This window comes from Roseovarius pelagicus (assembly GCF_025639885.1).
Lineage (GTDB): Bacteria > Pseudomonadota > Alphaproteobacteria > Rhodobacterales > Rhodobacteraceae > Roseovarius > Roseovarius pelagicus.
On the sequence record NZ_CP106738.1, the window covers coordinates 333,362 to 346,961 of the forward strand.

Genomic DNA, 13,600 nt, shown 5'->3' on the forward strand with positions numbered 1-13,600 from the left:
GATGCAGGATACTCATATCGCCTCGGCCTTTGACCGCGATCTGGAGACGATTCAGGCCCAAATTATGAAGATGGGCGGGCTTGTCGAGGAGGCAATCATAGACGCCGCTATTTCGCTAGAGACACGCGACGGAGAGTTGGCAGATACCGTGCGCCGCCGCGACAAGGCGATTGATGCGCTCGAGATGCAGATCAATGAAGAAGCCGCGCGCGTCATCGCGCTTCGGTCGCCCACGGCCAAGGATCTGCGTCTGATCCTGTCCGTGATCAAGATCAGCGCCAATCTGGAACGGATCGGTGATTACGCCAAGAACATGGCCAAGCGGACGGGGCTGCTGGCGGGCTACGCACCTGTCGAGGGATCACCGGCCGCGTTGCGCCGGATGGCGCGCGAGGTGGAGCGTATGCTCAAGGACGCGCTGGACAGCTATATTCAGCGCGATGTGGCACTGGCAGCCGAAATCATCCAGCGTGATGAGGATGTCGATCAGATGTATAATGCTCTGTTCCGCGAATTCCTGACCTTTATGATGGAAGATCCGCGTAATATCACGTCGTGCATGCATCTGCATTTCATCGCCAAGAACACCGAACGTATGGGGGATCATGTCACCTCGATCGCCGAACAGGTTATTTATCTGGTAACAGGTGAGATGCCCGATGAAGCCCGTCCAAAGGGTGATCTGACATCGACTGACGCCGGGTTGGGTGTGTAAAGGAGCAGATGGAATGAGTTTTGATCGCCCCAGGATTTTGCTGGTCGAGGACGAACCGGCACAACGCGAGGTGCTGACCTACAATCTGGAGGCGGACGGGTTTCAGGTGGCCACCGCCGAAGACGGCGAAGAAGCATTGCTGATGGTTCCCGAAGTTCAACCCGACGTTATTGTTCTTGATTGGATGCTACCACGGGTGTCGGGGATCGAAGTGTGCCGCCAGCTCAAGATCAAGGCCGAGACGCGCGCGGTGCCGATCATCATGCTGTCGGCACGTTCCGAAGAGGTGGACCGCGTACGTGGATTAGAGACGGGTGCGGATGACTATGTCGTGAAACCCTATTCTGTTGTGGAGTTGATGGCGCGGGTGCGCGCGCAGTTGCGCCGTACACGGCCAGCCACGGTCGGCCAGCGACTGGAATACGCCGATATCGTACTTGATGCGGAAACCCACCGTGTCACACGGTCCCAAAAGCAGCTCAAGCTGGGGCCGACCGAGTTTCGACTGATGGCGACGTTCATGGAAAAGCCGGGCCGCGTCTGGAGCCGCGATCAATTGCTGGACCGTGTCTGGGGCCGTGACATCTATGTGGACACCCGGACCGTCGATGTGCATATCGGACGGTTGCGCAAGGCGCTGTGCCAGCATGGTGGTGACGATCCGCTGCGGACGGTGCGCGGCGCGGGTTACGCGCTCGGTTGAAGAACGCGGCGGTCGGTTGCAAAATCCCAAGCCGGAACGCCAGAGCTTTTCGTGCATCTAGCGCGGGAGCAAATCATCTTCGTTGATCTGGCTGCCAATCCAGTCACGAAACTTGGCCAATGCGGCATCCTGCGCTCTGGCTTCTGGCCAGACCAGCCAATAAGCCCCCGGTGATGCTGTCGCACCACCCCATGCCGCGACGAGCCGCCCGGCGGCCAGTTCCTGCTCTGCCAGATAGTCGGGCAACAGCGCCACGCCCAGGCCATGCAGCGCGGCCTGCGTGATGGTTGCGAACTGATCATGGACCGTTCCGGCGGCGCGGGTCACCTCGACGCCATGCGCAGCAAACCATGCCGGCCATGCTTCAGGCCGCGTCTCGATATGCAACAGGGGCAGGGACAACAAATCCTGTGCCGTTCGCGGCGGATGCTCGGCCAAAAGACCGGGCGCGCAGACCGCGATCACAGCTTCGGGCCGCAGCCTTATACCGTCAGTGCCGGGCCAATCAGGCTGACCGAAATGAATCGCCGCGTCGAATCCTTCTGCGGCAAAGTTGAACGCCCGGAAGCGTGTTGAAAGGTTGATTGTCACTTCGGGATGGGCGCGGGCGAAATCCGGCAGGCGGGGCACCAGCCAGCGCATGCCGAAGGTGGGCAGAATTGCCAGATTCAGGCTACCGCCCGCCGGGTTGAGCGCCGCTTTCATCGACGCCTGGGCAATTTGTCCCAGCGCGTTGCGAATTTCCCCGGCATAGGCGACGCCCTCGGAGCTAAGGGTCATACCGCGCCCCTCGCGGCGGATCAGAGACACGCCCAACTGTTCCTCTAACGTCTGCAACTGTCGGCTGACCGCACTTTGGCTCAGCGATAGGGCGTCGGCGGCCGCCGTGGCGCTGCCAAGACGATCGAGCGCCTCGATCGCGCGTAGGCTGGCGATGGATGGCAGAAAACGGCGGGGCAGGGGCATCTATGCGATTTCCTCATGTATGATTGCCAAAACCTCGCTATTCTTTTGCCCTTATGCGCGGTATAGAGCAAGCCAACATGACGCAGCTTGCGCAAACCGCATGAAAGGACCCGACATGAGCCTCGACGCCCCCAAACTCAAAGCCAAAGATGCCCCCGATCTGGGAAATTTTGACTGGCAGGATCCGTTTCGCCTGAACGATCAGCTCGAAGAAGACGAGCGGATGATCGCACAGAGCGCGCGCAGTTTTGCGCAGGAAAAGTTGCAGCCCCGCGTAATCAAGGCTTATGCCGAAGAAACCGTTGCGCCCGAGTTGTTCGCCGAGATGGGCGAAATGGGCCTGTTGGGTACGACCATTCCAGAGGAATATGGTGGGCTGGGCGGCGGTTATGTCGGCTACGGTCTGGTCGCGCGCGAGATAGAGCGTGTTGACAGCGGATACCGGTCGATGATGTCCGTGCAATCGAGCCTCGTGATGTATCCGATCTACGCCTATGGCAGCGAAGAGCAGCGGCAGAAGTATTTGCCGGGTCTCGCTGCTGGCACATTGATTGGGTGCTTTGGCCTGACAGAGCCCGATGCGGGCAGTGACCCGTCGGGCATGAAAACCCGCGCGGTAAAGACCGATGGCGGCTATCGTCTGAACGGGTCGAAAATGTGGATTTCCAACAGTCCCATCGCCGACGTGTTCGTTGTCTGGGCCAAATCCGACGCGCATGACGGCAAAATTCGTGGATTCGTTCTGGAAAAAGACACCAAGGGCCTTAGCGCGCCGAAGATCACCGGCAAGCAAAGTCTGCGCGCCTCTGTCACCGGTGAAATCGTGTTGAAGGATGTCGAAGTTGGCGAAGACGCGTTGCTGCCCAATGTCGAGGGGCTGAAAGGTCCGTTTGGCTGTCTCAACCGTGCGCGCTATGGCATCGCATGGGGGGTTATGGGCGCAGCCGAATTCTGCTGGCACGGGGCACGCCAATATGGGCTGGACCGCCATCAGTTCCGCAAGCCATTGGCACAGACGCAGCTGTTTCAGTTGAAACTGGCCAACATGCAGACCGAAATCACGCTGGGCCTGCAGGCGGCACTGCGGGTGGGGCGCCTGATGGATGATGCCAATGCGGCGCCAGAGATGATTTCGCTGATCAAGCGTAACAACTGTGGCAAGGCGCTGGATATTGCGCGCATGTCCCGCGACATGCATGGCGGCAATGGCATTTCCGAAGAATTCCAGGTGATCCGTCACATGATGAACCTTGAGACCGTGAACACCTATGAGGGGACGCATGACGTGCATGCGCTGATCCTCGGGCGGGCGCAAACCGGGCTGCAGGCGTTTTTCTGATCCCTGTCCTAGGGCGCGCATGACGTGACACAAGTGCAGTGGTTGTGCAATTTTGCACAACCACTCATTACCGCTTGCTATTGCGTGGCGCGTACTTACCTGCTCAATCCCGGGTCTGGCAGATTTGACGCCGCCCACTGTTGATTGAGCATATAAATGACCCTCGCCACCGACCCCAGCTTTGTTTCCGGCAATCTGATGCGCCATGTCTCGGTCATGTCGCTTACGTCCAGTATCGGGCTGATGGCGATCTTTGCGGTCGATCTGATCGATATTCTGTTCATCTCGATGTTGGGGCAGGAGGCGCTTGCCGCAGCTGCGGGCTACGCCAGCACGGTGATGTTCTTTGCCAGCGCGATCAACATCGGCCTCTCGATTGCTGCCGGCGCATTGGTTTCGCGCGCGCTAGGCGGCAAGGACGAACAGGACGCGCAGGAATTTGCGGCCAGTGTCGCTGTTATTGCCGTGATCGTGGGCCTGCTGGTGCCGCTGCTGGCGCTGCCAAATATGACCTGGTTGCTGAGTTTGATTGGTGCCGAGGGCGAGGTCGCGATCGCCGCTGAGCGATATCTGTGGATTATCCTGCCGACCACCGCGATTTCCGGGCTTGGCATGACGGCCGTCGCGGTATTGCGCGCCTATGGCGATGCGGGCCGGGCGATGTATCCGGCATTGGTCGGAGGCACGGTCAATGCTGTGCTGGATCCGATCCTTATCTTCTCTCTCGGGATGGGGCTGGATGGGGCTGCTGTTGCCACGGTGCTGGCGCGGATTGCCACGATGCTGACGGCATTCTATCCGGCAATCCGGCGTTACGCAGCGTTTTCTCTACCCAGAACGCGATGCATAGTACGTGATTTTCGCATGACATCGCAGATTGCGATCCCTGCTGTACTGGCAACGATCGCGACACCTGTCGGATCTCGCCATTGTCACACGTGAGATGGCCAATCACGGAACGGATGCTGTTGCCGCACTGGCGGTTATCAACCGAATGACACCTGTTGTCTTTGCGGTTGTGCTGGCGCTGTCGGGGGCCATCGGTCCGATCATCGGTCAAAACTTTGGAGCAGGTCAGATGGGACGGGTGCGCGAGGCGTTCTTTGATGGGCTGACCTTTGTGGCCCTGTATGTGATTGCGGTCTCGGTATTGCTCTTTATTCTGCGCGGACATATCGCCGATCTCTTTGACGCAACGGGTGAAATGCAGGCGTTGATCTTCCTCTTTTGCGGTCCGCTCGCGTTGGCCACATTCTTTAACGGTGCAATCTTCGTCGCCAATGCGTCGTTCAACAACCTTGGCCATCCGGGATATTCCACTTGGATCAACTGGGGACGCCATACGATTGGGACATGGCCACTGGTCATCGGGGGCGCTGCGCTATGGGGCGCGCCGGGTGTTTTGATCGGTCAGGCTGCCGGCGGTGTGATTTTTGCCTTTATCGCTGTGTGGCTCAGCCTGCGGGTGATTGGCAATCCCACCGTCAATCCGCCCGTTCCGCATTTCCAGTACAAGGATCTACGGATGCATGTGATGTGCAATAGAAATCAGCGGTGATGCCGGGGGCAAAATGCCCCGCTTGGCCCATGCCCAAAGGTCTGACTACTGTTCAGACAACAGCCATTCGGGCAGCCCATTGCGCGCAACACCGTTTAGGGCAACATCTGCACAATCCTGCAAACTGCCGAACCGCACATCACGGCCTGTCAGACCTTTGGCGTAATGAGAGTACTTTCCCGAGTTTGTCATCAGTACAGATGCTGTCGGAGGAAAGATCGGCTCTGTGATCGAACACCAGCAAAGGTCAGGGATGATCCGGACGCCGGCCGCCTCAAGACGTTTCACGATGCCTTCGTCAGTGGCCTCGGCCAGAACGTTGCGCCCCACCGTTACGATTGTTTTGGTGTTGGCGTGACAGGTTCCATCGCCGATGAAGTTTGCGAAGTTTCGACATTCAGTCAAGGATGCGTGCGGGCTGCCGATTGCGACCAGATCAACATGATTATCCGCGGCATTAAATTCCTGCCAAAGTTGCGCCAGACTAGCCGCTGTTATGTCATGCCGTTCAGCGTCCGCAGGTAGGGGCAGGGCACCTTCTGGCGTATGGCCGCGAACGTGCAGCATTGGCGCAGCGGATGTCGTGCCAAAGGCCGCGCAAAGCGCCTTGAGATCATCTGGCGTGGGTGACGCGGCTTCGAGCCCGGTGAGCATGGGGATACCACTTGGCGAGGCGGCTCCAGCCAGCCAGCCAAGCATCGGCCAGATTGCATCATCGTAAGACGCAGGCAGGTGGACATGCACCTCGCAATTGGGCCGTCGGTTTTGGGCCAGATAGACCCCCGTATCGGGCGCGCGTCCGGTCATTGCGATGAACAGGTCCAGATAGTCGGGATGTTTTTGTGTACGCGCACCCAGTACCGAGTTTGCATAGATGACTGCGTTGGACTCGGACCACCCAATCGCCTCGCCTTCGGCGGGAGTATCATCCAGCAAATAGGGAGCACAGGTAAATGTCGGACGCGCACCCATGTTGACATAGGCATCGGCGAGGCGGCTCGCCTTGGAGCCGAACACCGGTACCACGCCCTGATCTTGCCAGTTCTCCCGATCCACCGAAATGGCATTGATCGTTGTGGGGATGGTGGTTCTGGCCCCCATGTGATGCATCTTTTCCGCAAAGTCGAGGTTGGCGTCATGGGCCAAAATGCAGCCGTCGATATGGGCGCGCGACACATCGATCAAGCGGGTTGCACCCTGCGCGGCGGCCATCAGGCACAGGACTTCCATGGCGATCTTCTGGGCGTCGCCACCTTGTCCGCTCAGCATTTTTTGATCGTTTTCACTCAGGCTCAACATGTGGGCGTTGGGCTGATGCAAGGCAATGGCTTGTTCATCAAACAGCAATTCTGCGTCCCGAACCTCTGCCACCTCGGCCGCAGACAAGGCGTCATAGATCGAGGGCGCAAGCCGCAGGATTGCGATCGGCCGATCAAAGAGCCGTGCCGCGATCATGGCACCCAGTGTCAGAATGTCCTCTTCTTCCCGAAAGACGAGCGCGGCAGGGGCCTGCCCGTTACGCGCCAGTTGCAGCATGACACCGCTGCCACTGCACGACCCCCGAGAGGTCGGCATCAGGACAATCCGACCCGCAAGGGTGGCCCCGTGGTCGGGATGATGAGCGTCGATGATCACCCCGGTGTCAGGGTCAACCCCGCCCCAGAAGCTTAACCCTTCCTTACAGGTCAAAACCTGCCCGCGCGCGTTGTTCTGGACAAAGAGTGTCGCTTTGTGTTCGGCTGTCGTCGTCATGTCAGGCCTTTCAGGTCGTCGGTGAGAGGATACGCCATCTGCGCAATGCGCATTGCTCGGAATGCCGGAAAAGAAGCAGGTATTAACCCCACCCCTAGCACGCGCGTTCTCTTTTCGATTTCAGATAATTGCCGAGCGACGTCTTGACGCCTTGCACATGGTCGTATGTCAGCGCGGCTGCTCGGTCAGCATCTCCGGCCTCGCAGGCCAGCAAAATACATTCGTGTTCTTGGGTGGCCGTTTCCATTCTTCCACTCAGAGAAAGCTGTGTGCGCAGATAACGATCCACCCGATCCAGAAGACGGTTGATGACACCCAGATAGTTTGGTGATCGTCCAGCCTCGTAAAGACAGCAGTGAAACTGACGGTTTAGGGCGGTCCATGCTTCTGGTTTTGTCGCCACGGCAAAATTTTCAAAATGTGACCGCGCCTTGGCACATGTCTCTTTGGTCATCAGGGGAACGGCCCGCCGGATCGCATCGCTTTCGACGACAGAGCGCAGGTCGATGATTTCGTTGAACTCTTCTATTGATATGGCCGCGACAACGGCGCCCTTATACCGGCGCGTTTCGACAAGGCCGAGTTGTTCAAGTCGTGCGATCGCCTCGCGAACAGGGATGCGACTGGTGTTGAATGCTTTGGCAATTTCTTCCTGACGCAAAGGGGCGCTGTCTTCCAACTCGCCCAGAATGATGGCCTGACGCAATGCGTCGAAAATAATTTGTGTTGCTGATTTGGTCTGAGCGACGTTCACTGACTTGAAGCCCATGTTATCCTCCAACTGTACCAGTGCCGTTTCCATCGTCGATTGGTCGAATTAAACTCAGTAATTGATTTTTGGATAATGTTTATTGTATCCAATCTAGGCGCACTAGAATCAAACCACAACAGGGAATTGACATGAAAAGCATCATACTCACTGCCATATCAGCCGCGGCGATCGCAGCGTCGAGCGTCGCGACACCCGTGGCGGCCGACACACTTGACGATGTCGTTGACCGTGGAACGCTACGCTGCGGCGTCGTTCTGGACTTTCCACCAATCGGGTATCGTGACGAGAATAACGAACCTGCCGGCTTTGACGTGGATTACTGCGCCGATCTGGCGGCGGCCCTTGAGGTCGAGCATGAAATCCTGCCTCTGACATGGTCCGAGCGTCTGCCAGTTATCGTCACCGGACGCGCGGATGTTGTCTTTGGCGGCACCTCTGACAGCCTTGCACGTGCCCGTACGGTCGGTTTCACCATCCCATACGCAATCTACTATGCGCAGGGTGTGGTTGGTGCGGACAGCGGCATCGAGACATTCGAGGACATTCGCGGCAAACGCGTCGCGGCGGCTGTCGGCACGGTGCCAGAGCAAGAGTGGCTCAAGATCGCTGCCGAATGGGGCGAAGAAGGCAACTACCAAGGCTATCAGTCCGAGAACGAGGTTTTCTTGGCTGTTGCACAAGGTAAAGCCGATATCGGTATCACCACGAACACAACCGTCAAGCCAATCACCCAGCAATATGAAAATATTCTGGCTGGTCCGCGTATGCCTTGGACAACCGACTACACCTCGGTTGTGGGCAAGCGTGAAGACGTTACTTGGCTGAACTACCTCAACCTGTTTGTCACACATCAGGTCCGCTCTGGCCGTTACCAAGAACTCTGGGGACAGTATGTTGGCGGCGAAGCACCTGAGCTACGCATTCCCGGCGTAATGTACTAAGCTGATTTCCTCGCCCATTCATTTGGGCGAGGAACCACACAGGACAGGGCCTCAGGTATGTTCGACTACAACTTCCACTGGCGGCCGGTCTTGAAGAGCCTGCCAGACTTGCTAGAGGCAGGCCTTACAACGCTTCAGGTTGCTGTGCTGTCGATGGTGATCGGCATCATCATCGGGCTGGTGCTGGCCTTGGCCCGTATGCATTTGCGCGGACCGTTGAAATGGTGCGCATCGATCTGGGTCGAACTGGCCCGCAACACGCCCGCATTGTTCCAGCTGTTTTTCTTCGGGTTCGGTCTGGGGGCGATTGGCCTGCATTTGTCGCCCTATACCATCGTGCTTGCAGCGCTCAGCTTTAACTGCGCAGGCTATCTGGCCGAAAACTTTCGCGGCGGATTTCAGGCCATTCCAGATACCCAAATTCGTGCAGCCCGATCATTGGGCATGACAGCTTGGCAAAGCTATACACGGATCATCATCCCGCAGGTTTTCCGCATCGTCTATCACCCGTTGACCAATCAGATGGTCTGGGCGGTGCTGATGTCATCGCTGGGGATGCTGGTCGGGTTCCGTGAACTGTCGGGCGAAACACAGGCACTGGCCAGCCGGACCTACCGGATTTTCGAGTATTTCGCCGTCACGGCTGTCATCTACTACGTGATCGTCAAAATCATTCTGGGCGCGTCGCGACTGCTGGCGACCCGCCTGTTCAAGTATTGAGGAGAGCCGCATGGAACCGACCATTAGTTTCTTTTCCGGCTTTCAGCTCAACGATCTGTGGTTTTTGGCAGAAGCGGCATGGAAGACGCTGTTGATCTCAGTCTTGTCGATCTCGATCGGCACTGTGCTGGGCATCTTCTTTGGCTGGATTTTATACGAGGGGCGGTGGACCGCTGCCCTGACGCTTGGCCCATTGCTCGATGTTTTTCGATCCGTGCCGCTGATCATTCAGTTGGTCCTGTTCTACAACTTCGCACCGATCATCGGGCTGAACCTTGACCCGTTCCTGTCCGGGGTCGTCATCTTGTCGATTTACTGCGCTGCTTTGGTGGCCAACGTGGCGCGTGGCGGCATGGAGGCCGTCGGCAACACGATGCGCCGGGCGGCACGCTCGCTCGGGATGAGCTACTGGCAAGACCTGCGTTACGTGGTCCTGCCGATTGGTGGTCGGGCTGTGTTCCCTTCATGGGTCGGCGTCGCGCTTGGCGTGATGAAAGACAGCGCGCTGGTATCGGTTCTGGGCTACATTGAACTGCTCAAAGCCAGCCAGATTCTGATCACCCGAACGCAGGAACCGCTGCTTATCCTGACACTCGCTGGCGCGTTCTACTTTGCGCTGTCATATCCAATTTCGCGCTACGCCGCGACACTCGAAAAACGGTGGGCCTCATGATTGAAATTCGCGGACTGGAAAAATACTTTGGCACGTTGCAAGTCCTCAAAGGCATCGACCTAGATGTTCCCAAGGGCGAGGTCCTGTCCGTCATTGGCGCATCAGGTTCGGGCAAGTCGACCTTGCTTTACTGCATCAACGGGCTGGAGCCGATACAAGCCGGTTCTGTCAAAGTTGACGGCACGGATGTTCACGCCAAAGGCACCGACATCAACGCATTGCGTCAGAAACTGGGAATGGTGTTCCAGCAGTGGAACAGTTTTCCGCATCTGACGGCGTTGGAAAACGTGGCTCTGGCCCCGAAGATCGTCAAGGGCAAGTCCAAGGCCGAAGCGCGTGATATCGCCGCGAAACGACTGGAGCATGTCGGTCTGGGTGACAAGCTAAACGTTTATCCAAGCGCGCTGTCCGGTGGTCAACAACAGCGCCTTGCCATCGCGCGGGCATTGGCGATGGAACCCGAATACATGCTGTTTGACGAGGCGACATCGGCACTGGATCCTGAACTGGTCGGCGAAGTTCTGGACACCATGCGTCTGTTGGCCGAAGAAGGCATGACCATGATCTGCGTGACGCATGAGATGAGCTTTGCGCGGGATGTATCTGACCGGGTTGCATTTTTCCATCAGGGAGTGATCGAGGAAATCGACACGCCATCTGCAATCTTTGGCGCACCCAAGTCTGAGCACCTTCAGAAATTTCTCTCTAACATCAGGTAAGTTACCGCAATGCGCAGTGCGAAAGTAATCCATGTGGTGTCTTGCCATGCCGAAGGCGAGGTTGGTGATGTAATCGTAGGCGGTATCGCGCCGCCGCCCGGTGACACAATCTGGGAGCAGCGCAACTGGATCGCCGAGGATGACACCCTGCGTAACTTTGTCCTGAACGAGCCGCGCGGCGGGGTTTTTCGGCATGTGAACCTGCTGGTGCCGGCCAAACATCCGGATGCGCAAGCGGCATGGATCATCATGGAGCCGGAACATACGCCCCCTATGTCGGGGTCAAATTCAATCTGCGTGTCGACGGTCCTGCTGGATACCGGGATCATCCCGATGGTGGAACCGATCACAGAAATGACGCTGGAGGCGCCGGGCGGTCTGGTGCGGGTCCGCGCGCATTGCGCGAATGGCAAGGCTGAGCGTATTGAAGTCGAGAATCTGCCATCGTTTGCTGGCCTGCTGGATGTTCCGCTTGAAATCGAAGATGTGGGAACGATCACCGTCGATACGGCCTTTGGTGGCGACAGTTTCGTGGTTGTTGACCCAACATCGCTAGGGGTGGATTTCGACCCGGATCAGGCACAGGCCCTCGCGCAGTTAGGGGTGAAAATCACCAATGCTGCCAATGAACAACTGGCCTTTCATCATCCCACGCAGCCGGATTGGCGGCATCATTCATTCTGTCTGTTTGCAGGGGCGTTGGAACGGGGCGAGAACGGGCTGCGCGCCAAATCGGTGGTGTCAATTCAGCCGGGTAAACTGGATCGTTCGCCCACCGGGACGGCGGTTTCCGCCCGCATGGCCCTGTTACATGCCAAAGGTCAGATGAAGGTCGGGGATAGATTGACCGGCGTTTCGATCATCGGGTCGGAATTTCATGGCAAGATTCTGGGCGAAACGATGGTGGGGGATGTGCCCGCTATTCGGCCGCAGATCAGCGGTCGGGGTTGGGTGACAGGCACCCATCAGCACATGCTGGATCCGAGCGATCCCTGGCCCGAAGGGTACCGGCTGTCAGACACGTGGCCGAAATACACCTGATTGCCAGAGGGTAGAGTTTCCGGCTCAACAGAAAAGGCCACAATCCCAGCAGGTTGTGGCCTCTTGTTTTCGTTATCTGCGACCCCCTGTTTACAGGTCGTCTGGCAGCAGGTCTTCGGGCATATCCTGATAACAGACAGGCCGCAGGAACCGACGGATCGACAGCGTTCCGACCGACGTCGCGCCGAAATTCGTCGAGGCCGGGTAGGGGCCACCGTGCACCATCGTATCGCTAACCTCGACGCCGGTGGGGAACCCGTTGGCCAGCACGCGGCCTGCCTTGCGTTCCAAAATAGGCATGAAGCTGGCTGCATCCGTCGTATCCTCGGCGTCGACATGAACCGTGCATGTCAGTTGCCCTTGAAGGCTGTGAGCGACCTCGCGCATCTGATCAAGCGTGTCTGCGGTTACGATCACACCAAGCGGGCCGAACACCTCTTCTGCCAGTTCTGCGTTCGCCAACCAGTCTTTTGCGGTCGTGGCGTAGAGATAAGGCATTGCGTTGCGGTTGTCGCAGCTGTTTGCCAGCAACTCTTGCACACCTGTGACGCTTGCGACGCGGTTCTGACCATCACGATATGCCGCCGCGATACCGTCGGTCAGCATGGTTTGCGCATCAATCTGCGACAGCGCCTCGGTTGCGTCTTTGGCGAAACTGTCGGCGTGTTTTCCCGCCAGCACGACGGCGATACCGGGATTGGTACAGAACTGTCCCGCGCCCATGGTCAGCGATCCGGCCCAGCCTTTGGCAATCGCATCACCACGATTGGCCAGCGCGCCAGAGAAGATGAACATCGGGTTCACGGACCCCAATTCGCCAAAGAACGGGATCGGTTCAGCGCGCGCGGCACATAGATCGAACAACGCACGACCACCAGCGAGTGAGCCGGTGAAACCGACGGCCTTGATCAATGGATGCTGAACCAGCGCGGATCCGACCTGACGGTTACCACCCTGGATCAGGCTGAATACGCCGGGATGGACCCCGCATTTCTGGATCGCGGCGTGGATCGCCTCGGCCACAATCTCGCTGGTGCCGGGATGAGCGCTGTGGCCCTTGACCACGACAGGGCACCCGGCGGCCAGCGCGGCAGCCGTGTCACCACCGGCGGTGGAAAATGCCAAGGGAAAATTCGAAGCACCAAAGACGGCCACAGGACCAATCGGGCGCTGGATCATCCGCAGGTCGGACCGGGGCAGGGGTTGTCGGTCTGGCAGCGCTTCATCGTGACGCCGGTCAAGATAGCCGCCTTGCAGGATATGGCTGGCAAACAGGCGTAGCTGACCAGTGGTTCGACCGCGCTCCCCGTTCAGGCGCATCTCTGGCAGGCCAGATTCCTGTGTGCCGATCTCGGTGATTGCATCGGCCCGCGCTTCGATTTCATCGGCGATCGCGTTCAGGAACGCTGCACGCTCTTCGCGAGTGGAGTAGGCATAGCTCCAGAATGCATCTTCTGCGGCTTCGGCGGCGGCATCGACATCGCCGACACGACCAACGGCAAAGGAATGGGCCGATCCGGATGCAGGTTCTGACGAGAACCGGGCATCACCATCCACCCAATTGCCTGCGATCAAATGTTTTCCGTGGGGTGCGAAGGTCATCAAACTCTCTTTTCTGCCTGCTAGGCTGCCGATTCCAATTTGTGGATATTGTATCCAAAAATACAGAAGGTGCAAACACCCAAAGGTCGTAGAACCGGG

The 13,600-nt window shown here is 58.1% G+C and carries 14 protein-coding genes; 10 read left to right on the forward strand and 4 right to left on the reverse strand.

Going from position 1 to position 13,600, the window contains the following annotated elements; translation table 11 throughout:
* Window position 1: 1 nt before the first annotated feature.
* Window positions 2–715, forward strand: coding sequence for a phosphate signaling complex protein PhoU (gene phoU, locus N7U68_RS02645; RefSeq protein WP_165192287.1), 714 nt, complete (start codon window positions 2–4; stop codon window positions 713–715).
* A 13-nt stretch (window positions 716–728) separates the two neighbouring features.
* Entirely contained in the window at window positions 729–1,418 is a 690-nt protein-coding gene (gene phoB / locus N7U68_RS02650; RefSeq protein WP_165192286.1) for a phosphate regulon transcriptional regulator PhoB, read from the forward strand.
* A gap of 57 nt (window positions 1,419–1,475) precedes the next feature.
* Here the strand turns inward: phoB and N7U68_RS02655 are convergent, their stop codons facing one another.
* Window positions 1,476–2,384, reverse strand: coding sequence for a LysR family transcriptional regulator (locus tag N7U68_RS02655; RefSeq protein WP_165192285.1), 909 nt, complete (start codon window positions 2,382–2,384; stop codon window positions 1,476–1,478).
* 115 nt (window positions 2,385–2,499) lie between these two features.
* On the opposite strand from N7U68_RS02655, the gene N7U68_RS02660 reads away from it, so the two are divergent.
* The 3 genes from N7U68_RS02660 (at window position 2,500) to N7U68_RS02670 (ending at window position 5,281) form a co-directional block, all read left to right on the forward strand.
* A complete protein-coding gene (locus N7U68_RS02660; RefSeq protein WP_165192284.1) occupies window positions 2,500–3,723 on the forward strand; it encodes an acyl-CoA dehydrogenase in 1,224 nt (407 codons plus the stop codon).
* A gap of 156 nt (window positions 3,724–3,879) precedes the next feature.
* Window positions 3,880–4,665 carry an MATE family efflux transporter gene (locus tag N7U68_RS02665; RefSeq protein ID WP_263048151.1) on the forward strand — a complete coding sequence of 262 codons (786 nt, stop codon included), beginning with the start codon at window positions 3,880–3,882 and terminating at the stop codon, window positions 4,663–4,665.
* A 1-nt stretch (window position 4,666) separates the two neighbouring features.
* Window positions 4,667–5,281 (forward strand): MATE family efflux transporter, encoded by a 615-nt coding sequence (locus tag N7U68_RS02670; RefSeq protein WP_263048152.1) that lies wholly within the window; start codon window positions 4,667–4,669, stop codon window positions 5,279–5,281.
* A 45-nt stretch (window positions 5,282–5,326) separates the two neighbouring features.
* Here N7U68_RS02670 and lhpI read toward each other — a convergent pair whose 3' ends face one another.
* Both lhpI and N7U68_RS02680 read right to left on the reverse strand, forming a co-directional pair.
* Window positions 5,327–7,033 carry a cis-3-hydroxy-L-proline dehydratase gene (lhpI, locus tag N7U68_RS02675; RefSeq protein ID WP_263048153.1) on the reverse strand — a complete coding sequence of 569 codons (1,707 nt, stop codon included), beginning with the start codon at window positions 7,031–7,033 and terminating at the stop codon, window positions 5,327–5,329.
* 94 nt (window positions 7,034–7,127) lie between these two features.
* Window positions 7,128–7,802, reverse strand: a complete 675-nt coding sequence (locus N7U68_RS02680; RefSeq protein WP_165192282.1) for a GntR family transcriptional regulator — start codon at window positions 7,800–7,802, stop codon at window positions 7,128–7,130.
* A 131-nt stretch (window positions 7,803–7,933) separates the two neighbouring features.
* On the opposite strand from N7U68_RS02680, the gene N7U68_RS02685 reads away from it, so the two are divergent.
* From N7U68_RS02685 to N7U68_RS02705, 5 genes are read left to right on the forward strand one after another with little or no spacing between them, the layout of a single operon-like run.
* Window positions 7,934–8,746 (forward strand): transporter substrate-binding domain-containing protein, encoded by an 813-nt coding sequence (locus N7U68_RS02685; RefSeq protein WP_165192281.1) that lies wholly within the window; start codon window positions 7,934–7,936, stop codon window positions 8,744–8,746.
* A gap of 57 nt (window positions 8,747–8,803) precedes the next feature.
* A complete protein-coding gene (locus N7U68_RS02690; RefSeq protein ID WP_165192280.1) occupies window positions 8,804–9,466 on the forward strand; it encodes an amino acid ABC transporter permease in 663 nt (220 codons plus the stop codon).
* Window positions 9,467–9,476: 10 nt separating this feature from the next.
* Window positions 9,477–10,139 carry an amino acid ABC transporter permease gene (locus N7U68_RS02695; protein ID WP_165192279.1) on the forward strand — a complete coding sequence of 221 codons (663 nt, stop codon included), beginning with the start codon at window positions 9,477–9,479 and terminating at the stop codon, window positions 10,137–10,139.
* Entirely contained in the window at window positions 10,136–10,858 is a 723-nt protein-coding gene (locus tag N7U68_RS02700; RefSeq protein WP_165192278.1) for an amino acid ABC transporter ATP-binding protein, read from the forward strand. The genes N7U68_RS02695 and N7U68_RS02700 overlap by 4 nt, the downstream gene beginning before the upstream one ends.
* 9 nt (window positions 10,859–10,867) lie before the next feature.
* Window positions 10,868–11,899 (forward strand): trans-3-hydroxy-L-proline dehydratase, encoded by a 1,032-nt coding sequence (locus N7U68_RS02705; RefSeq protein ID WP_263048154.1) that lies wholly within the window; start codon window positions 10,868–10,870, stop codon window positions 11,897–11,899.
* A gap of 90 nt (window positions 11,900–11,989) precedes the next feature.
* On the opposite strand, the gene N7U68_RS02710 is transcribed toward N7U68_RS02705, so the two are convergent.
* Window positions 11,990–13,501, reverse strand: coding sequence for an aldehyde dehydrogenase (NADP(+)) (locus N7U68_RS02710; RefSeq protein ID WP_263048155.1), 1,512 nt, complete (start codon window positions 13,499–13,501; stop codon window positions 11,990–11,992).
* Between the last annotated feature and the right edge of the window lie 99 nt (window positions 13,502–13,600).